The following is an 18,745-nucleotide window of genomic DNA, read 5'->3' on the forward strand; positions in this document are numbered from 1 at the left end:
CTCCCGCCGACCACGGGAGCGGCGCAGGGCTCATCCATCCAGACGCATCGCCATCCGCACCAAGATCGGAGTTACGTGATGTCAGGACGCGGCTCTCTTCTCACCACGATCGTGGTCGCTGTCGCGGCACTGCTCGTACTGGCCACGGGCCGGGCGGCGATGAGCAGCGACACCGGCACAGCCGCGGCACCCGCCGGCGCCCTCGCGACGAGCGCCGGATGCGGCAAGACCCCGGCACTGAGGAGCGGTACGCAGTCGATACAGACCAGCGGCAAGAACCGCTCCTTCATCCTCCGGCTGCCCGACAACTACCACAACGGCACCCCCTACCGGTTGATCTTCGGCTTCCACTGGCGGGGCGGCACCGCCGCCGACGTCGACTCCGGCGGGACCAGCGGCTATCCCTGGTCCTTCTACGGCCTCCGGCAGCTGTCGAACAACGGCGCGATCTTCGTCGCCCCCCAGGGCTTCAACAACGGCTGGGCAAACAGCAACGGTGAGGACGTCACCTTCGTCGACGACCTGATCCGGCTCATCGAGGCGGATCTCTGCGTCGACACCTCGCAGCGCTTCGCCACCGGTTTCAGCTACGGCGGCGGGATGAGCTTCTCCCTCGCGTGCTCGCGGCCGACGGTCTTCCGGGCGGTCGCGGTCTTCTCCGGCGCGCAGCTCAGCGGGTGCAGCGGCGGAACCCAGCCGGTCGCGTACATGGGACTGCACGGCATCGGGGACACGGTGCTCGGCATCGCGCAGGGACGGGCGCTGCGTGACCGGTTCGTCCGCAACAACGGCTGCACCGCGCAGAACCCGCCCGAGCCGGGTTCGGGCAGCCGCAGCCACATCGTCACCACCTACTCCGGGTGCCGGGCCGGTTATCCGGTCGTCTGGGCCGCGTTCGACAACGGTCACACTCCCGCCCCGGTGGACGGAACCTACACCGACAACGGCATCACGACCTGGACTAAGGCGGAGGTGTGGAAGTTCTTCTCCCAGTTCGGCAGCTCGTCGACGCCGACCCCCGCCCCCGGTGGATGCACGGCCACGATGGAGACCGTCAACTCCTGGTCCGGCGGTTTCCAGTCCACCGTGACCGTCCGCGCCGGCGGCAGCGCCGTCAACGGCTGGACGGTCGGCTGGACCTGGCCGGGCGGGCAGACGATCAGCAGCCTGTGGAACGGCGTCCGCTCCGGCTCCGGAGCCGGGGTGACCGTACGCAACGAGGCCTACAACGGCTCCATCGGCACCGACGGCACCACCACGTTCGGCTTCACCGCCGGCGGTACCCCGGCCACCCCCGCCCTCACCTGCGACGCGTCCTGACGGAGGGAACGACTGGAACACCTTCTTCTGCAACGGGCAGGCCAACCAGCGGTGGACCCGCCTCTGATGCCCCCGGCGGCGGTGATGCGCTCAGGCCGGCTGCCGCAGCGACATCACCGCCCAGGGCGCGAGTTCGACGTCGAGTTCGAGCACCCCGTCACCGGGCACGGTCAGCGTGAACCTGAGGAGCGAGTCGGCGACCCGGCTCAGGTACTGGCTCTCGGCCCTCGACAGGTTGAGCGGTGAGCCGAGCAGGTACCAGGCCTCGGCGGCGTTGCCGTGCTCCCAGTCCACGATCTCCACGAGGAACGTCGTGCCGGGCTCCAGCCCGGCGATCGAGTGGCGGATCCGCCGGGACGGCCCCACCTCGGCCAGCGCGCGCGCCGCCGGGTACGAGTTCGCCGAGCCGACGCCCTTCATGGCCATGTCCTCGGGATAGTTGTAGAAGACCGCCGACACGGCCGACGTCCGGCTGTCCCGGGTCACGACCCCGTCGGGCGTCGCGAGGAGCAGCCGGTCGCCGAGCCGCCCCAGCATCGTGAACGCGTGGAACGTGGGCTTGTGGATGCCGCCCTCGTTCACCAGCCCGAACCCGCCGTGGAACGGTCCGATCCCGGCTCCTCCCTCCTCGAAGACGTCCGTGAAGGTCCAGTAGGAGATGGAGTCGGCGAGGGTGGCGCACTGCAGGTACGACCTGGTGATGGAGGCCGCCGCGAACGGCGTGTCGTGGATGAAGTCGCGGGCCGACGGCGACGTCGACCACTCGGTGATGTGGATCTCCGCCTCGGGGTACGCGCTGTTGCGCACGAGCTCGCGCAGCAGGGTCAGGTCGTCGAACGTGGCATCGGCGTAGCGGGTGATGTGCACGGCCTCCCCGTTGGCGCCGTACGCGAAGTCGGTGGGGTAGAGGTGGGTGGAGACGAAGTCGATCGGGAGCTCGCGTTCGGCGCACCAGGCGATGAAGTCCTCGATCCAGACCGGGCGCCAGTCGAGCGCGTCCACGTCGGTCGCGGCTGCCGTCGCGAGCATCGCGGAGCGGTCCTCGCTCTCGCCCTTGTAGCGGTCGTCGGGCACGAAGACGCTCGTCGCGGGGCCGCCCACCTTCAGCGCGGGATCGATCTTCTTGATCGCCCGGACGGTCCGCTCGTAGAGCTCGAAGTACTCGGTCTTCGTGCCGGTCCAGAAGTGGGGGACCAGGTTCGGCTCGTTCCACACCTCGAAGCGCCACTGCCGCACCTCGTCGAGCCCGTACCGGCCGACCCAGTGCTCGACCGTACGCGTGACCAGCTCGACCCAGCGCGCCATGTCCTTGGGCGGGCTGCAGTGGGCGCCCCACCAGAACACCGTCTCCGTCTGCGTCGCCAGCTCGCGCGGCATGAAGCCCAGCTCCACGAAGGGACGGACGCCGCAGTCCAGCAGGAAGTCGAAGACCTTGTCGACGTAGCTGAAGGTGTACACGGGCGCGGCAAGGGGCCCGTCCGGGCCGAAACCGCTGCCATAGCTCTCCCGATACACGAACATGTCGTCGTGAAAGACGCCGTGAAAGCGGATGTACTCGACCCCCAAGGTGGCGACGGCCTCGGCGAACTGCCGTTGCCAGTCCGCGCGCAGCGCCTCGTTCGCTCGCCCGGCGCCGATGCACCTGCTCCAGACGTGCGGGAGCACCCTGTCCTCACACGGCGCACCGTCGATGCGGAGCCGGGGTTCTGTCTTCATGGCCTCACTTCTCTTCACGAAAGACTTCACAGGGACTAGCCCTTGACGGCGCCCAGCGACAGGCCGGACTGCCAGTACCGCTGCAGGCTGAGGAACGCGATGATCAACGGGATGATGGTCAGCAGCGCGGAGGTGATCACGAGGTTCTGGACGAGGGCGCCGTTCCCGGCCGCCGAGCCCAGCTTGTTCCACTGGTTGATGCCGACGGTCAGCGGGTACCAGTCGGGGTCCTTGAGCATGATCAACGGCAGGAAGTAGTTGTTCCAGATCGAGACGAACGAGAAGAGCAGGACGGTCACGCTCGCCGGCGCGAGCAGCGGGAGCGCGATCTGGAGGAAGGTCCTGAACTCCCCGGCACCGTCGATCTTCGCGGCCTCCAGCAGCCCGGCCGGCACGGCTTCGGCGGTGAACACCCACATCAGGTACAACCCGAACGGGTTGATGAAGGACGGGATGAGCACCGCCCACGGGGTGTCGGTCATGCCGAGCTGCGCGAACAGCAGGAACTGCGGGATCGCCAGGGCGATGCCGGGGACCGAGATCGACCCCAGCACGACGAGCAGGAACACCCGCTTGCCGGTGAAGTCGAGCTTCGCCAGCGCGTACCCGCCGAGGGCGGCCAGGAAGGTCGACACGGTCGCACCCACGACGACGTAGAGCACGGTGTTGAGCAGCCACCGGGAGAAGATCCCGTCCTGGTAGCGGAACACCTCCACGATGTTGTCCCACAGGGCGAACTCGCTGCCGGGAGCGAGCCCGAACGACGACACGAAGTCGGCCTGCGACTTGGTCGCGTTGATGACCAGCCACACCAGCGGCAGCAGGCAGTACAGGGTGAACAGGCCCGTCATCACGGTGAGCGTCGTGCTCTTCCCGGGATTGCCCACCGTGTGGAGCCGGCTAGCGGTCGGACGCATGGCGCAACCCCCTGATCTGGACGGCGTAGGCGACGGCGATCGTGATCGCCGCCATGACCAGCGCGAGTGCTGCCGCGTAGCCCTGCTGGGACCCGGTGAAGGCCAGGTTGTAGGCGTACAGGTTGGGCGTGTAGAAGGTGGTGACGCCGCTGTTGGCCACCATGGAGGGCAGGATCTGCGGCTCGTTGAACATCTGGAACGTGCCGATGATCGAGAAGATGACCGTGACGACCAGCGATCCGCGCAGCGCCGGCAGCTTGATCGCGCGCACGATCTGGAACTCGTTCGCGCCGTCGATCGCGGCCGCCTCGTACAGCTCGCGCGGGACTGCCTTGAGCGCGGCGTAGAAGATGAGCATGTTGAAGCCGGTGAACGCCCACGTCACCATCACCCCGATGGAGATGAGCGTGGTGCCGGGGGTGAAGGGGTCGAGGTCCGTGCCCAGGGCCTCGTTGAGGCTGCCGAACAGGCCGTACTTGATGCCCAGCAGGAATCCCCACATGAGCGTCGACACGATCGCCGGCACCGCGTAGGGGAGGAAGATCGTCACCCGCAGGAACCTGGCGCCGTGCAGGCGCAGGGAGTCCAGGGCGAGCGCCAGCGCCATGGAGAGGATCAGCATGATCGGCACCTGGACGAGCGTGAACCGGAAGACGCGTGCCACGCCGTCCCAGAACTGGGGATCCTGGAACAGCTTGGCGTAGTTGGCGAATCCGACGAACGTGTTGCCCCCGACGAGCTTGTCCTGGAAGAAGCTGAGGTAGGCGGCGTACAGGATGGGCACGATGAACACGAGCGCGAACAGCGCCGCGAAGGGCGCGATGAACGCCAGTCCGATCTGCGGCTTGCGTCGCCTGCGTGCCGGCGCCGGATGCCGTCTCGCGCCCGGCGCGGCCATGGCCGGAGCGGTTGCCTGGTCCATCAGTCCACCTGGAAGCCCTGCTCGTTGCCGTACTGGATGCAGCGCTGCCGCCACTGTTCGAGGATCTCGGCCAGGGAGCCGTTGCCGCTCGTGTAGAACGGCGATGCGAGGTCGCCGTAGATCGAGCGCGCCCACTCGAAGAACGGCGGGTACTGCCAGCCGCTCCCGACGATCTCCGTGGCCTCGGCCAGCACGACTCCGGTCTTCTGGTCGCCGAAGTACTTGTTGGCCTTGCTCTGGAACTCCTTGTTCTCCAGCACTGACGTGTTCGGCACGAAGGCGCCCGCATCGACGCGGGTCGCCAGACCGCCGCCGTGCGCGAAGTACTCGAGGAACTTGAAGGCCGCTTCCTTGTGCTCGGCCGCGGCGGGGATGCCGAAGGAGCTGCCGCCGTTCGCCGCTCCGACCTTGTCACCTTGCTGCCACTGCGGCATCAGCGCGACCCTGAAGTCGCCGGCGGCCTCCGGGGCGCGCTCGGGCAGCGTGGAGGTCAGCCAGCCGCCCATGGTCTGGGTGGCGAGCGTGCCGTCGTTGAGCGCCCGGTTCCAGTCGTCGGACCAGCCCGTGATCTTGGTGTTGACCAGGCCCTCGTCCAGCATCTTCTGCCAGAAGGCCACGGCCCTGGTCGTGCCGGGGTCGGAGAAGTCGATGTGCACCCTGGTGCCGTCCACCTTGAACGGACGGCCGCCGGCCTGCCAGATGAGCGAGAGCAGGAAGAAGATGTCGCCCGTGTCCTGAGCGATGTAGTAGCCGTCGCCGAGTGCGCGGATCTTCTTGGCGGCCTCGTAGTACTCGTCCCAGGTGGCCGGGGGTTCTGCGATGCCGGCCTTCTTGAGCGTGGCCGCGTTGTAGAACATCGCTGACGGGCCGTAGTCGGAGGGCAGCGCGTAGACCTTGCCGTTGACCGTCACGTCGCTCCACGCGGCCGGGACGTAGTCGTTCCTGAGCCGGTCCACGCCGAACTCCGCGAGGTCGGCGAGCTTGCCGGGAACGGCGAAGTAGGGCACCGCGAAGTACTCGAACATCACGAGGTCGGGCACGCCGGAACCGGCCTGGATGGCGTTGTCGAGCGCCTTGTACTCGTCCTGGGACGAGCCCGCGTTGACGACCTCGACCTTGATGTTCGGGTTGGCTGCCTGGAAGCCGGGAACGGCCCGTTCGACGGTGCCGTCCCAGCTCCACACCGTGACCTTCACCTGCTCGTCACCGCCGGCTGAGCCGCCGCTGCCGCTGCCGCTGCCCGAGCAGGCGGTCAGCGCGAGCAGCGGCACGAGCGCCCCGGCAAGAAGCCTGACCTTCTGGGAGAGCCGCATGGGCCTCTCCTCTCGTCCTGAGCTGGTTACGAAAATATTTCGCAACTTGTTCGTTGTTGCGAGGACATTAGGTGCCGTTTCTGTTCCGTGTCAACGGGTGGACGAGCGGGAAAGGCCGGAGAGGAGGGTTCGTGGTAGGTTTCGAAATAATTTCGTAGCCCCGAAGGGAGCCCTGATGAGACGGCGAGGTCGTTCCGAGCGAGCCACCTTGGCGGATGTCGCCCGGCTGGCCGGCGTCTCACCGACGACAGCCTCGAAGGTCCTCAACGGGCGCAGCGATGTGGGGGCGAAGACGCGCGAGCTGGTCCTCGGGGTCATGGCCGAGATCGGTTACAAGCCGACGGCGGTGCGACACGAGCAGACCCGCGACCGCACCCTCGTCACCGTGCTCGACATCGTGGAGTCCCGTTACGCCGGAACGGTGCTCCAGGGCATCCTCGTGGCCGCGACCTCGGCCCGGGCCGAGCTCCTGCTGCGCCTGCCGCCCGAGGAGCCGATCAGCACGAGCCGTACGGCGGCCCGCGCCTGGATGGAGGAGGAGAAGGCGTCCGGGGTCGTCGGCATCATCGCGCTGGCCGTCGCCGTGCCCGACTCGGTGCTGCTCGCCGCGGAGGATCTCGAGGTGCCGGTCGTGACGATCGACCCCATCGACACGACCGAATCACGGGTGGTCAGCATCGGCTCCACCAACTGGGCGGGCGGGCGGTCGGCGACCGAGCACGTCATCAAGTTCGGCCACCGCAGGATCGGCTGGATCGGCGGGCCGCTGGGCTCCGCCCCCTCGCTGGAGCGTTTCCACGGCTACCAGGCCGCGCTCGACTCGGCCGGTCTCGCGCCGGACCGCGCGCTGATCCGTCACGAGGCGTTCTCCGTCGAGGCGGGGCAGCGGCACGGCCGTGACCTGCTCTCGCTCGACGAGCGGCCGACCGCGATCGTGGCGGGCAACGACGAGATCGCCGTCGGGGTCCTGGCCGCGGCCAAGGAGCTCGGCATCCCGGTCCCGGGCGAGCTGTCGGTCACCGGGTTCGACGACACGCCGCAGACCGAGTGGACCACGCCCCGGCTCACGTCCGTCCGGCAGCCTCTCGTCGGCATGGGCCGGATGGCCGTCGAGACCGTCCTCGGCATGGCGGACGGTGTCCAGCCCGCCTCGCAGCACCTGCAACTGGCGACGACCCTCAGCGTCCGCGACTCGACAGGCCCCGCCCCGTCATCCTGATCGTCCTGCGAACGCCCATCTCGGCAGCGGTATCCGTGGTCATGGCACCGGGGCACCCGGCCCCGGCCGGGTGATCCGGTCATGTTTCTACCTGATGAACGGCCGGCCGGAAAGGTCTTGTTTCCGCGATCGTCATCGCTTACCTTTGCCGCTGCAAACGTAACCGATAACGATTGCAACTTGTGAGGCGGCATGGCCAAGGGCGGTGCGCCAGTGACGATGAGCGATGTCGCGCGATTGGCGGGCGTCTCCACCGCGACCGTGTCGCGCGTGGTCAACGGGCGTTACGGCGTCAGCGTGAGCACCATCGAGCAGGTCCGTTCGGCCATCGAGGAGCTCGGCTACGAGTCGAGTCTGGTGGCGACGAGCCTGCGGCGCAGTCGGACCAACGTCCTGGGGCTGGTGACGCACAGCTTCCAGTCCTATACGGCCGAGGTGCTCAAGGGGGTCATGGATGCGCTGAGCCAGTCGGGCTTCGACCTGATCATCTACGCCAACAGCGACCTCTACGGGACGTACTCGGACGGCTGGGAGCAGCGGCACCTGGCCCGCCTGGCGGGCACGCTCACCGACGGGTGCATCGTGGTCACGCCCTCGGGCGAGGTGCGGAGCGGCACTCCGGTCGTGGTCATCGACCCGGCGAGGGGTTCGACGGCGTCGTCGGTGACGGCGGACAACTTCGCGGGCGCCACCGCGGTGGTCGAGCACCTGCTCGGCCTGGGGCATCGGCGCATCGGCTTCATCGCGGGCCGGGCCGGCCTGGAGGCAGCGTGGTCACGCGAGGAGGGTTACCGCACAGCGCTGGCCGAGGCCGGCGTTCCCCTCGATCCGCAGCTGATCGCACGAGGGAGCTTCAATCCCGAGTCCGCGGCACCGCTCGCGCGGGCGCTGCTGGACAGGCCGGACCGGCCGACGGCGATCTTCGCGGCGAGCGACGGAATGGCCCTGAAGGCGCTGCAGGTCGCCAAGGACCTGGGGCTCGACGTTCCCGGCGACCTCTCGGTGGCCGGCTTCGACAACATCCCGGAATCCGCGCTGGCGGAGCCGGGACTGACCACCGTGGACCAGTCGATGTACCGGCTCGGGTACGAGGCCGCGCGCATGCTGAAGTCGCTGGTGCGGGGCGACTGGGAGGGCCCGGACCGGACCGTGCTCCCAACCCGCCTGGTGGTTCGCGGCTCCACCGCGGCACCGAGGAACCCTGTGTGACCAGGACGCCACCCACAGGGGTGGCGTTCCGGCGCACCTGACGCTCGCGGCAACGAACGTCAGGTGGGCAAGCAGACCCCACGACGGATGGAGGTGCGAACACCAACCACGAACTATCCACCGCATGAATCAGGCCGACCAGTCGGGCATCAACCGTGGTCGGCCATCAAGGGAGTTTTCGCATGCCTTTTTTACTTTATCACGGCAGGTCACAACGCCACGGCGGGCGCCGGTTCGCAGCGGCGATCACCGCCGGGGTGATGGCGATCGCGGCCCTGCTGCTCGCGCCGCGGCCGGCGGCGGCGGACACGCCGTGGCTGAACGTGTCCGAGGACGGCTACGCGTCCTTCAGCATTCCGGCGGCCGCCGTCGAGGCCGGTGTGGGCCCGGTGTCGCAGGTCGTCATCGAGGGGAACTTCGGCCCCTCCTTCACCTGGGCGGAGTTCGGCCTGACCCGCCGGGGCGAGGTCTGGTCAGGAGTCCTCGGCCCGCTCCGGCCGGGGCTGTACTCCTACCAGGTCACCGGCGATGACACCAAGGGTCTGAAGGATCCGACGAACAACACCGGAGTGGCGTCCAAGCCGCTCTGGAGCACCTTCTTCGTGCCGGGCGACGCGGCGCGCCTGCTGGCGGACGCGCCCCAGGGGCAGGGCGGCAAGGTCGAGACCCTGACCTACCGGACCGAGCACCAGGAGCGCTCGGCTCAGGTGTGGACGCCACCGGGATACGCGGCCAAGGGCCCCCAGGTCTACCCGGTGCTGTACCTGCAGCCCGGCGACGGCGGGAGCGCCACCGACTGGCTCGACCTCGGCCGGGCCAAGCAGATCCTGGACAACCTGTCGATCCGGCGGGCCATGGAGCCGATGGTGGTCGTGATCAGCGACGGTGACGCTTCGGCGGATCTCCGCAAGGCGGTCGCCGGCCGTTACCGCGTCCATCGCGACCCCGCGCACCAGGCCGTCGCCGGTGCGGCCGAGGGCGGGACGCGGGCGCTGCGTGCCGTACTGACCCGGCCGAGCCTGTACGCCTACGCCGGCTCGTTCTCCGGTCTGCTGACGGACGGCGCCGGCCGGGCGGACGCGAACGAGATCAACCGCCACGTCAAGCTGCTGCGCCTGTACACGGGGAACGTGACGGACCCCGCGTACAACGCCGCCAACCGCCTGACGAAGGCGCTGGACCGCGCCCGGATCAGGTACGAGTTCGACGGGGTCAACCCCGACGCCGGGGCGAACTGGAACGCCTGGCAGGAGAACCTGATCGACTTCGTGCCGCGGCTGTTCCGCAGGGTGCAGGACCACGGTCCGAGCGCCGGTCACGGGCGGCTGAAGGGCGAGTTCGCCCCGCCGGCGCCCGGCACCACGCCGACACCGTTCGTGACCGAGGACGGCTTCGTCACCTTCGAGACCACGACCGCGTTCACGGACGCCCAGCGCGTCAAGGTGTGGGCGAACTGGGCGCCCAACGGTAGCTGGCTGCGCATCCCGCTGTCGCGTGAGGGCGACCGGTGGCGGGCGACCGTGGGCCCGCTCGACCCGTGGTTCTACTACTACCGCCTGATGGTGGACGGCGTCTCGGTCAAGGACGTGTCGAACCCGACGAAGGTGACCACCGAACCGACGTGGAGCACCTTCCTCGTCAACGGGGACAAGGCCCGCCTGCTCACGGACGTTCCCGCCGGTCAGGGCGGCAAGGTCGAGAGCATGACGTACCGGAGCGGCGTCGCGAACCAGGGCCGGACCGCGCTGGTCTGGACCCCGCCGGGATACGACCCGGACCGCGCGCAGCCGTACCCCGTCTTCTACCTCCAGCACGGTGGCGGCCAGAACTACACGGACTGGGTCGAGATGGGGCGCGCCAAACAGATCCTCGACCACCACTTCCTCGACGGGAACCTGGTGCCGATGGTCGTCGTGATGGGCAACGGCAACGTGCCCGACTTCAACAAGGAACTGCTGGAGAACCTCGTCCCGGCGGCCCGCGCCCGCTACAACGTCTCCGACGACCCCTCGCAGCAGGCCCTCGCCGGCCTGTCGATGGGAGGCGGGCAGACGTTCGGCGTGCTCAAGGCCTTCCCGGGGCGGTTCGCCTACGTCGCGGCGTTCTCGGCGGGGTTCGGCAGCGCAGCCGGCGTCGACGCGGAGGCGATCAACAGCGGCACCAAGCTGCTGCGCCTGTACGTCGGCGACCAGACGGACTTCGTCTACCCGTCCTTCATGACGTCCCTGACCACCCTGAACAACCTCGGTATCCGCTACGAGTTCGACGGGGTCACCCCCGGGCCGCACGGCTGGGACGTGTGGCAGAAGAACCTCATCGACCTGGCACCGCGCCTGTTCAAACGCTAGGCGGGCCTGCGCGCCCGGCCTTCGCCGCCGGACGCGGCCCGTGTTAGCGCTCACATGAGGATCGGCACGAAGAACGGGGCGTGGGTCGCGTCACCCGTGCCCCGTTCCGGCCGGACGCTCGATCTCAACGGCGGCGCACGAACCTCCGTGCGCCGCGATCCCAAGGGAAATATGCCAATGAACAAGAAACGGCTCTCCGCCGCGGCGGCCATGCTCGCCGCCGCGGTCTCGCTCGCGGCCTGCTCCTCCGGCGGGGGAGGGGCTGCGAACACCGCTGGCGGCAGCGGCGCGAGCAACTGCACGAACACGATCCCCAAGAAGAACCTGCCGGTCGTGACGATGTGGGGCTGGTACCCCAACATGCAGCTCGTCGTCGACAACTTCAACAAGCAGAACGGCGAGGCACAGGTCTGCTGGACCAACGTCGGCCAGGGCAGCGACGAGTACGACAAGTTCCAGACGGCCATCTCGGCAGGCACCGGCGCGCCCGACGTGATCATGATCGAGATGGACCGCATCCCCACCTTCCAGATCCAGAACGCGCTCGTCGACATCAAGAAGTACGGCTTCGACGCCGTCAAGGCCGACTACAGCCAGGGCGCGTGGAAGGACGTCTCGATCGGTGACGCGGTCTACGGCGTGCCGGTCGACGGCGGCCCGATGGCGATGATCTACCGCAAGGACATCTTCGAGAAGTACGACATCACCCCGCCGAAGACGTGGGCCGAATACGAGCAGGCGGCCCGGAAGATGAAGGAGGCGGGCGGCCCGGCGTTCGGCGACTTCGCCGCCAACGTCTCGGCCCTCACGATGGCGTTGCAGATCCAGAAGGGCGCGGCCCCGTTCACCTATGACCCGGCGCAGCAGAGTTCGATCGGCGTCAAGCTGAACGACCAGGCCTCCAAGGACGTGCTCGACTACTGGGGGCGCCTCGCACGCGAGGGGCTGGTCGGGACGCAGGACCAGTTCACCCCGGAGTACATCTCCGGAGTGATCAACGGCAAGTACGCGACGTACATCTCGGCGGCCTGGGCTCCCGGCTACCTCACCGGCGCCGGCGTCGGCAAGGGTGAGGACACCGGCAAGTTCGCGGTGGCGCCGCTCCCGCAGTGGGACGCGGCCAACCCGGTGCAGGTGAACTGGGGCGGGTCGGCCTTCTCGGTGACGAGCCAGGCCAAGAACCCCGAGCTCGCAGCCAAGGTGGCCTACGGCCTCTACGCCGACAAGGAGTCGCTCACCCACGGCTGGACCAACCAGATCATCTTCCCGCTGAACCTCAAGGCGCTCAACGACCCCGAGTTCGTGAACCTGAAGGTCGCCTTCTTCGGCGGCCAGCAGGCCAACAAGGAGGTCTACGTCCCCGCCGCCAACGCCTACCAGGGCATGACCTACAGCCCGTTCGGCCAGTACTACTTCGACGCCATGACCAAGCAGGTCAGCGCGCTCATCGAAGGCTCCGTCACCGGTGCGCAGGCCGCCGACCGGCTGCAGGAGGACGTGGCGAAATACGCCAAAGAGCAAGGCTTCACCGTTCAGTGACGTGCGGGGCGGGCCGTCCTCCACCGGCCGGCCCGCCCGCGATCCCAGCTTCGACCTCCCGGAGTCCAGATTGACCCTCATGATCGAAAAAAGTGCCCCGGACACCCAGGACAGGACGCGTGGATTTCGCGGCAAGGTGCGCCTTCGTGAGCACGTGATGGGGTGGCTCTTCGTCGGGCCATTCGGGATCGTCTTCCTGGCGTTGCTCATCGCGCCGCTCGCGTACGCGCTGTACCTCAGCCTTTTCCAGAAAAGGCTGATCGGCGGCACCAGTTTCGTCTTCCTCGACAATTACGTGAAGGCGTTCACCGACCCGAGTTTCCTTTCCGGGTCCTGGTTCGTCATCCGTTTCTCGCTGGTCTCCATCCCGCTGCAGATCATCATCGCGCTCGCGATGGCCCTGATCCTGGACGCCGTGACCTCGCTGTTCACCCGCTTCTCCCGCCTCATGATCTTCCTGCCCTACGCGATCCCCACGGTCATCGGAGCCGTCATGTGGGGATTTCTGTACAGCAAGAGCTTCGGGCCGCTCGCCGACCTCTTCGGTCTGTTCGGCGCCGCCCCGCCCGACTTCCTCAGCAGCAACCTGATCTTCACCGGCCTGGTCAACGTCGTCACCTGGCAGTGGGCCGGCTATTACATGATCATCCTGTACGCGGCGCTCCAGGGAATCGACCCAGCACTCTACGAGGCCGCCCGCATGGACGGTGCCGGCAAATGGCAGATCGCGCTCCGCATCAAAATCCCGCTGATCGCCCCCGCACTGGTCCTGATCCTGGTCTTCTCGCTCATCGGCACCCTGCAGTTCTTCAACGAACCGCAAATTCTCCGATCCCTCGCGGCCGGCACGATCGGCCCGGACTTCACCCCCAACATGTACGCGTACCAGCAGGCGTTCGCGCTCGCGAACTTCAACTACGGATCGGCGATCTCCTTCGCGCTCGGCGGGATCGTCTTCGTCGGCGTCTACGCCTTCCTGTTCTTCACCCGCAAGCGGAGGAGCTTCCTGTGATGAGTGACCGTTCCCGCGCCGGCGCCCGCCACCGGCCGCAACGCCACCTCCCCCTCCAGGTGCTCCTCGGCTTCCTGGTCGTGTACTTCCTCGTGCCGTTCTGGTGGGTCATCGTCAACAGCTCCAAGGACGCGCCCGGCCTGTTCGGCGGCGGCAACACCCTGTGGTTCGCCGACCGGATCGACTACCTCGGCAACCTCCAGCAACTGTTCACCTACGACAACGGCATCTACGGCAGGTGGATCCTCAACTCCACGCTGTACGCCCTCGCGGGCGGCGTCGGCGCCACCGTCCTGGCCGTCATGGCCGGCTACGGGTTCGCCAAGTACCGGTTCGCCGCCAGGCGCTTCAGCTTCTCGCTCGTGCTCGGCGCGTTGATGGTGCCGGCGACGGCCCTGGTGATCCCCACCTTCATGATGTTCTCCGAGTTCGGGCTGACCAACACGATCTGGGCGGTGATCCTCCCGTCACTGCTCAACCCGTTCGGCGTCTACCTGATGCACGTCTACGCGCGCGACGCCGTCCCCGACGAGATCCTGGACGCGGCGCGGGCCGACGGCGCCGGTGAGATACGAACGTTCCTCCAGGTCGCCTTCCCCCTGATGCGGCCCGCGGTGGTCACCGTGCTGCTCCTGTCGGCCGTGGCGTCCTGGAACAACTACTTCCTGCCCCTCGCCATGCTCTCCGACAACCGCCTCTTCCCCGTCACCGTCGGGCTCGGCCTCTGGCAGGGGATCGCCTCGGCGAACAACGCGGGCAGCACCTCCCTCTGGAGCCTCATCATCATGGGTGCGCTCGTATCCGTCGTCCCCCTCGTCATCGCCTTCTTCACGCTTCAGCGGCACTGGCGCGGAGGGCTGTCGGTCGGCGGCCTGAGATAGGCCGTGCTCGGCGCGTGCTCCGGGGCGCGCTCGTACGCCCCGTCATGCGGTCGTGCCTTGCTCGTTCGTGGCGCCGGCGCCGGTTCAGCCAGTGACGTAGCCGCCGGAGGCGTCGACGTCGGTGTCGAGCACGGCACTGGCGTCCTCGGACGCCGGCCACACCACCACGCGCGTCCCCTCACCCCTGCCTGGCTGTAAGTTCCGGTGGTCAATGGCCGCCAGGAAGTTCCGGCGTCATCTGGCCGAGCCGACAGAACCAGGCTTGCCGGGCCGAGCGGCCCGAACACGTCAGCGTGCTCGGCGAGCCCCCGGTGCAGCGGGGGAAGGCGTCGTCGAGGCCGCCACTCAGTTCGTACCGGCCGGGAACGTGCACGATGCCCGCGCGGACCGACGTCTACGACCTGACCAGCCCGTACCGCTCCGCTGACGACCACCGGCTCTCCGGCGATGAGGCCCTGGCCGCCTCGACCCTGCTCGCGGACCTGCGCGGCTACTGGGCGAGGTGGAGCCTGATCTTCCCCGGTCTCCCCAGGCCACCGCGACGCTCGCTCGTGCCTTGCGCCGCTTCGCGCGGTGATCCGGCGGGTGCCCGACCGTGCCGAGGCCTCCGGCAGACGGGCGTCACCTGCTACGGAGAGACGCCTGGTACGGAGAGACGCCTGGTACGGAGAGACGCACATCACACTTCGTTGCCGTCACAGGTTGCCGGCTGATCTGTCTGAGAGGGGCGACAGCGAAACAACGCTAGGAGCCCACGATGGATCCTCGTTTGAACCTCTTCGGCAACCCGGTCGCAGGCAAGTCCCTGAAGCACCTCGTCGCGGCGGGCAAGGCGCTCGCGGACTCGACGCTGCCGGCCGCGACGCGCGAGCTGGTGATGCACCGCGCCAGCCAGATCAACGGCTGTGCCGTCTGCATCGACATGCACACCAAGGACGCCGCACACGCCGGGGAGAGCTCCACCCGCCTCAACCTGGTCGCCGCCTGGCGCGAGGCCACAGTCTTCACCGAGGCCGAACGCGCCGCGCTGGAACTGACCGAGCAGGGCACCCGCATCGCCGACGCCGCCGGTGGTGTCAGCGACGAGGTCTGGGCCGAGGCCGGCAAGCACTACACCGAGGACGAACTCGCCGCCCTGGTCGCGCTGATCGCTCTCATCAACGCCCTCAACCGTTTCAACGTCATGACCCGGCAGCCCGCCGGTGACTACCAGCCCGGCCAGCACGGATAACCAGCAAGGCGCGGCTCCGGTTTCAGGACCGGGTTCCCCTGCAACTCTCAATGGAAGAGATCTCATGAACATCGCCCTGTGGATTTGCGCCGGGTTGCTGGCCGTTGTCCTCCTCACCGGTGGCGTCGGCAAGCTGATCGTGCCTCGGGAGAAGATGGCCGCCATGCGCGGTGCGGGATGGACCGCGGACTTCAGCGCCGGGTTCCTGAAGGTCCTGGGGGCCATCGAGGTCCTGGGGGCGGTGGGGCTCCTCCTGCCCGCCGTGACCGGCATCGCGCCGGTTCTGGTGCCGGTGGCGGCGGTCGGTGTGGTGGTGCTGATGGTCGGTGCGATGGTCACGCACCTGCGCCGTGGTGAGGTCATGTCGGCCGTGGGCAACCTGGTCTATCTCGCCCTGGCCGCCTTCGTGGCGTGGGGCCGCTTCGGCCCCGAGTCCTTCATCGGCTGACCAAGGTGCAGCCGGTGGCTGCACGTCGACACCGTGGACAAGAGCGTGGACAAGAGCGTGGACAAGAGCGTGGACAAGACCGAGGACGGGGTGGGGATGGTCGCAAGGCCGACCCGGTCGCTTCAGTGCAGGCCAGGCAAGGCCCTTCCGGGCACGCACCCCTTGCAAGGAGGACGTTCATGGACGTGACGAACGACAGTGGCCGCCGGGCTCTGGTGGTCGGGCTGGGCATCAGCGGGATCGCGACGGCGCTGCGGCTGCGGCAGATCGGCTGGAGGCCGGTCATCGTCGAGCGGGCTGCCCGGCGGCGCTCCGGCGGGTACTTCATCGCGCTGTTCGGCGCGGGCCGGGCCGCCGCCCAGCGCCTCGGCATCCTGGACAGGCTCACCGATCGCGGTGCGGACGGCGCCGCCTACGACATCGACCGGGCCGGCGGGCGTCGGCCCGGGCTGGGTTTCAAGGACTTTCCTGGCCGGCCGTGGATGATGACGCGAGGAGACGTGGAAGCAGCCGGTTTCGCCGCGCTGCCGTCCGACGTCGAGATCCGTTACGCCACCGTGCCGACCCGGATCGAGCAGGACGCCGACGGAGTGGACGTCACGCTGGCCGACACCGCCGACGGCACCTCGGCCACCGAGCGCTTCGATCTGGTGGTCGGCGCGGACGGGCTGCGCTCCACGGTGCGGCGGCTGGTGTTCGGGCCGCACGAGAAGTACCTGCGCCGGACGGGCTACATGGCCGTCGCCTTCCAGATGCCCAGCGCGTTACCGGGTTACGACCAGAGCGATTCGGTCATCCTGGCCGAACCCCGGCGGTCGATGTGGATCTTCCCGTTCAAGGACCGTCCGCCGACCGTGTTGCTGAGCTACCACACCGACGATGTGAATGCCGAGTTCACCCGGCCGATGGTCGATCGGGTGCGCGAGGTGTTCGGCCCCGAGCCGGCCGGCCCGGCCTTGGGCGCGGCGCTGGACGCGCTGGAGACGGCCGAGAATGTGCTGTTCGACTCGGTCGAACAGGTACACATGGCCAGCTGGCATCGCGGCCGGGTGGTGCTCGTCGGCGACGCGGCCTGGTGCGTGACGCTGTACGCGGGAATGGGCGCCTCGACCGGGATGGCCGGGGCCGACCTGCTGGGCAGCATGCTGGCCCGCCACGGCGGCAACGTGACCGAGGCACTGACGCGATGGGAGCAGCAGCTGCGCCCCGCCATCGGCTACCTGCAGGGCAACGGGATGCAGATGCGCAGCCTGTTCGTCCCGGCCACCCGCTTCGAACTCGCACGGCGCACGATAATGCTGCGAGTGAGCAAGATGCCGGTGACCTCCCCGTTGTTCCTTTGGTGGCGGACCAGGGGCAGGGCGGCCCGGATGAAGGACATGGATCTCGCTCACCCCGGCCCGGCTGTGCCCGTCCGCGTCCCCGCGTGAGGGCACGATCGGTGGCACAGCCTTCGGAGTCGGCGGACACAGCGGCCCGGCCGCCCGGAGTCCGGGACCCGGCCGCCGTCGACAGCCGTTCGAGCAGGCGGGCGCGAGCCGCCAGGCACCGAGGGGCGTCCGAGGTGGTAGGCGGGCAGACAGGCGGGCTCCGCGTGGAGTCTCGATACGCGAGTTGGGAAGGGTCGTATGCCGGGATCAACGGATGAGAAAGAGGCTGTCGGTTACCGGCCGCTGCTGTTTTCCATCGCTTACGGGATGACCGGGTCCGTGGGCGACGCCGAGGACATCGTGCAGGACGCGTTCCTCGGCCTGAGCCGGGCGCAGCAGAAGGGGACTGTGATCGACAATCCGAAGGCGTACCTGACCACGGCGGTGACGCGGCTGGGCATCAACTACCTGAGTTCGGCGCGGGTGCGGCGGGAGACCTATGTGGGCGACTGGCTGCCCGAGCCGGTCGTCGTGCCCGCCGACAGGCCGGGGCCGGCCGAGCAGGCCGAGCTGGCCGACTCGCTGTCGATGGCGTTCCTGGTGCTGCTGGAGGCGCTCTCGCCGGTGGAGCGGGCGGTGTTCATGCTGCGCGAGGTGTTCGGGTACGGCTACCCGGAGGTGGCGAGGACCATCGGCAAGACCGAGGTGAACTGCCGGCAGATCTTCGCCCGCGCCCGGCAGCGCATCGCCGCCGGCGGGCAGGTGGCCGACAGCACGCCGCTCCGCGAGCGGCGGGCGGAAGGCGAGAAACTCGCCCGCAGGTTCTTCGAGGCCGCCGCGGGCGGCGACATGGACGCCCTGCTCGGCATGCTCGCACCCGACGTGGTGCTGCACGGGGACGGTGGCGGCAAGGTGCAGGCCTTCGGAAAGCGGCTGGCAGGGCGGCTGCCCGTCGTGCGGCTGATCGTCGGCGTGTTCCGCCGGGCCGGGATCCTGGGGGTCACCCTCCGGCCGGCCTGGGTCAACGGCCGACCGGGCGCCGTCAAGTTCGACGCCGAAGGTCGCGCGATCGGCGTGATCGAGCTCGACATCTCCGATGGCATGGTCAACGCGATTCACTCGGTGGCCAACCCCGACAAGCTTGCCCACATCGGAATGAACTCAGATATGGCGTGAGTGCCGGCGGAGCCATCCAGCACCCGCATATGGAGGCGCGGTCGCCGGCAAGCAGCCCGCCGGCGCCCTCGCCGCCGCCCAGGCACTCCTCCAGCCGGTCGACCCCGGCAGCCCGCCCCCGCGG

General features: G+C 68.6%; 15 protein-coding genes. 11 read left to right on the plus strand and 4 right to left on the minus strand.

The window, feature by feature from the left end:
• The first annotated feature begins 78 nt into the window (after window positions 1–78).
• A complete protein-coding gene (locus ACBJ32_RS31925) occupies window positions 79–1,320 on the plus strand; it encodes a cellulose binding domain-containing protein (RefSeq protein ID WP_375129879.1) in 1,242 nt (413 codons plus the stop codon).
• Between the two features lie 90 nt (window positions 1,321–1,410).
• Here the strand turns inward: ACBJ32_RS31925 and ACBJ32_RS31930 are convergent, their stop codons facing one another.
• Genes ACBJ32_RS31930 through ACBJ32_RS31945 form a run of 4 tightly spaced genes read right to left on the minus strand, consistent with a single transcriptional unit; the run spans window position 1,411 to window position 6,188 of the window.
• Window positions 1,411–3,036, minus strand: a complete 1,626-nt coding sequence (locus ACBJ32_RS31930; RefSeq protein ID WP_375129880.1) for a beta-xylosidase — start codon at window positions 3,034–3,036, stop codon at window positions 1,411–1,413.
• A gap of 35 nt (window positions 3,037–3,071) precedes the next feature.
• The gene (locus ACBJ32_RS31935; RefSeq protein WP_357891643.1) at window positions 3,072–3,953 is read right to left on the minus strand and encodes a carbohydrate ABC transporter permease; all 882 of its coding nucleotides are present in this window, start codon (window positions 3,951–3,953) and stop codon (window positions 3,072–3,074) included.
• The gene (locus ACBJ32_RS31940) at window positions 3,937–4,875 is read right to left on the minus strand and encodes a carbohydrate ABC transporter permease (RefSeq protein WP_375129881.1); all 939 of its coding nucleotides are present in this window, start codon (window positions 4,873–4,875) and stop codon (window positions 3,937–3,939) included. The genes ACBJ32_RS31935 and ACBJ32_RS31940 overlap by 17 nt, the downstream gene beginning before the upstream one ends.
• Window positions 4,875–6,188: an ABC transporter substrate-binding protein gene (locus ACBJ32_RS31945; RefSeq protein ID WP_375129882.1), complete on the minus strand. Its 1,314-nt coding sequence runs from the start codon at window positions 6,186–6,188 to the stop codon at window positions 4,875–4,877. Before ACBJ32_RS31945 ends, ACBJ32_RS31940 begins: the two co-directional genes overlap by 1 nt.
• Window positions 6,189–6,396: 208 nt before the next feature.
• Here ACBJ32_RS31945 and ACBJ32_RS31950 point away from each other — a divergent pair, with 208 nt between their 5' ends.
• The 10 genes from ACBJ32_RS31950 (at window position 6,397) to sigJ (ending at window position 18,621) form a co-directional block, all read left to right on the plus strand.
• Window positions 6,397–7,407, plus strand: coding sequence for a LacI family DNA-binding transcriptional regulator (locus tag ACBJ32_RS31950; RefSeq protein ID WP_375129883.1), 1,011 nt, complete (start codon window positions 6,397–6,399; stop codon window positions 7,405–7,407).
• Window positions 7,408–7,626: 219 nt separating this feature from the next.
• A complete protein-coding gene (locus tag ACBJ32_RS31955; RefSeq protein ID WP_375129884.1) occupies window positions 7,627–8,616 on the plus strand; it encodes a LacI family DNA-binding transcriptional regulator in 990 nt (329 codons plus the stop codon).
• 182 nt (window positions 8,617–8,798) lie between these two features.
• Window positions 8,799–10,964 (plus strand): alpha/beta hydrolase, encoded by a 2,166-nt coding sequence (locus ACBJ32_RS31960; protein ID WP_375129885.1) that lies wholly within the window; start codon window positions 8,799–8,801, stop codon window positions 10,962–10,964.
• 177 nt (window positions 10,965–11,141) lie between these two features.
• Window positions 11,142–12,503: an ABC transporter substrate-binding protein gene (locus ACBJ32_RS31965; RefSeq protein ID WP_375129886.1), complete on the plus strand. Its 1,362-nt coding sequence runs from the start codon at window positions 11,142–11,144 to the stop codon at window positions 12,501–12,503.
• The gene (locus tag ACBJ32_RS31970) at window positions 12,430–13,515 is read left to right on the plus strand and encodes a carbohydrate ABC transporter permease (protein ID WP_375129887.1); all 1,086 of its coding nucleotides are present in this window, start codon (window positions 12,430–12,432) and stop codon (window positions 13,513–13,515) included. The genes ACBJ32_RS31965 and ACBJ32_RS31970 overlap by 74 nt, the downstream gene beginning before the upstream one ends.
• Window positions 13,515–14,396, plus strand: a complete 882-nt coding sequence (locus tag ACBJ32_RS31975; RefSeq protein ID WP_375129888.1) for a carbohydrate ABC transporter permease — start codon at window positions 13,515–13,517, stop codon at window positions 14,394–14,396. The genes ACBJ32_RS31970 and ACBJ32_RS31975 overlap by 1 nt, the downstream gene beginning before the upstream one ends.
• Window positions 14,397–15,153: 757 nt before the next feature.
• The gene (locus tag ACBJ32_RS31980; RefSeq protein ID WP_375129889.1) at window positions 15,154–15,627 is read left to right on the plus strand and encodes a carboxymuconolactone decarboxylase family protein; all 474 of its coding nucleotides are present in this window, start codon (window positions 15,154–15,156) and stop codon (window positions 15,625–15,627) included.
• Between the two features lie 64 nt (window positions 15,628–15,691).
• The gene (locus ACBJ32_RS31985) at window positions 15,692–16,075 is read left to right on the plus strand and encodes a DoxX family protein (RefSeq protein WP_375129890.1); all 384 of its coding nucleotides are present in this window, start codon (window positions 15,692–15,694) and stop codon (window positions 16,073–16,075) included.
• Between the two features lie 179 nt (window positions 16,076–16,254).
• Window positions 16,255–17,505 (plus strand): FAD-dependent monooxygenase, encoded by a 1,251-nt coding sequence (locus ACBJ32_RS31990; RefSeq protein ID WP_375129891.1) that lies wholly within the window; start codon window positions 16,255–16,257, stop codon window positions 17,503–17,505.
• 198 nt (window positions 17,506–17,703) lie between these two features.
• Entirely contained in the window at window positions 17,704–18,621 is a 918-nt protein-coding gene (gene sigJ, locus ACBJ32_RS31995) for an RNA polymerase sigma factor SigJ (protein WP_375129892.1), read from the plus strand.
• The last annotated feature ends 124 nt before the right edge of the window (window positions 18,622–18,745 follow it).

Origin of the sequence: Nonomuraea sp. GTA35 (assembly GCF_041950525.1) — a bacterium.
GTDB lineage: Bacteria > Actinomycetota > Actinomycetes > Streptosporangiales > Streptosporangiaceae > Nonomuraea.

Bases quoted from the DNA above. Each gene is read 5' to 3' on its own strand.
- ACBJ32_RS31955 (WP_375129884.1), top strand. From the start codon at position 7,627: ATGAGCGATGTCGCGCGATTGGCGGGCGTCTCCACCGCGACCGTGTCG.
- ACBJ32_RS31935 (WP_357891643.1), bottom strand. From the start codon at position 3,953: ATGCGTCCGACCGCTAGCCGGCTCCACACGGTGGGCAATCCCGGGAAG.
- ACBJ32_RS31980 (WP_375129889.1), top strand. From the start codon at position 15,154: ATGGATCCTCGTTTGAACCTCTTCGGCAACCCGGTCGCAGGCAAGTCC.
- ACBJ32_RS31925 (WP_375129879.1), top strand. From the start codon at position 79: ATGTCAGGACGCGGCTCTCTTCTCACCACGATCGTGGTCGCTGTCGCG.
- ACBJ32_RS31960 (WP_375129885.1), top strand. From the start codon at position 8,799: ATGCCTTTTTTACTTTATCACGGCAGGTCACAACGCCACGGCGGGCGC.
- ACBJ32_RS31975 (WP_375129888.1), top strand. From the start codon at position 13,515: ATGAGTGACCGTTCCCGCGCCGGCGCCCGCCACCGGCCGCAACGCCAC.
- ACBJ32_RS31965 (WP_375129886.1), top strand. From the start codon at position 11,142: ATGAACAAGAAACGGCTCTCCGCCGCGGCGGCCATGCTCGCCGCCGCG.
- sigJ (WP_375129892.1), top strand. From the start codon at position 17,704: ATGCCGGGATCAACGGATGAGAAAGAGGCTGTCGGTTACCGGCCGCTG.
- ACBJ32_RS31930 (WP_375129880.1), bottom strand. From the start codon at position 3,036: ATGAAGACAGAACCCCGGCTCCGCATCGACGGTGCGCCGTGTGAGGAC.
- ACBJ32_RS31985 (WP_375129890.1), top strand. From the start codon at position 15,692: ATGAACATCGCCCTGTGGATTTGCGCCGGGTTGCTGGCCGTTGTCCTC.
- ACBJ32_RS31940 (WP_375129881.1), bottom strand. From the start codon at position 4,875: ATGGACCAGGCAACCGCTCCGGCCATGGCCGCGCCGGGCGCGAGACGG.
- ACBJ32_RS31990 (WP_375129891.1), top strand. From the start codon at position 16,255: ATGGACGTGACGAACGACAGTGGCCGCCGGGCTCTGGTGGTCGGGCTG.
- ACBJ32_RS31945 (WP_375129882.1), bottom strand. From the start codon at position 6,188: ATGCGGCTCTCCCAGAAGGTCAGGCTTCTTGCCGGGGCGCTCGTGCCG.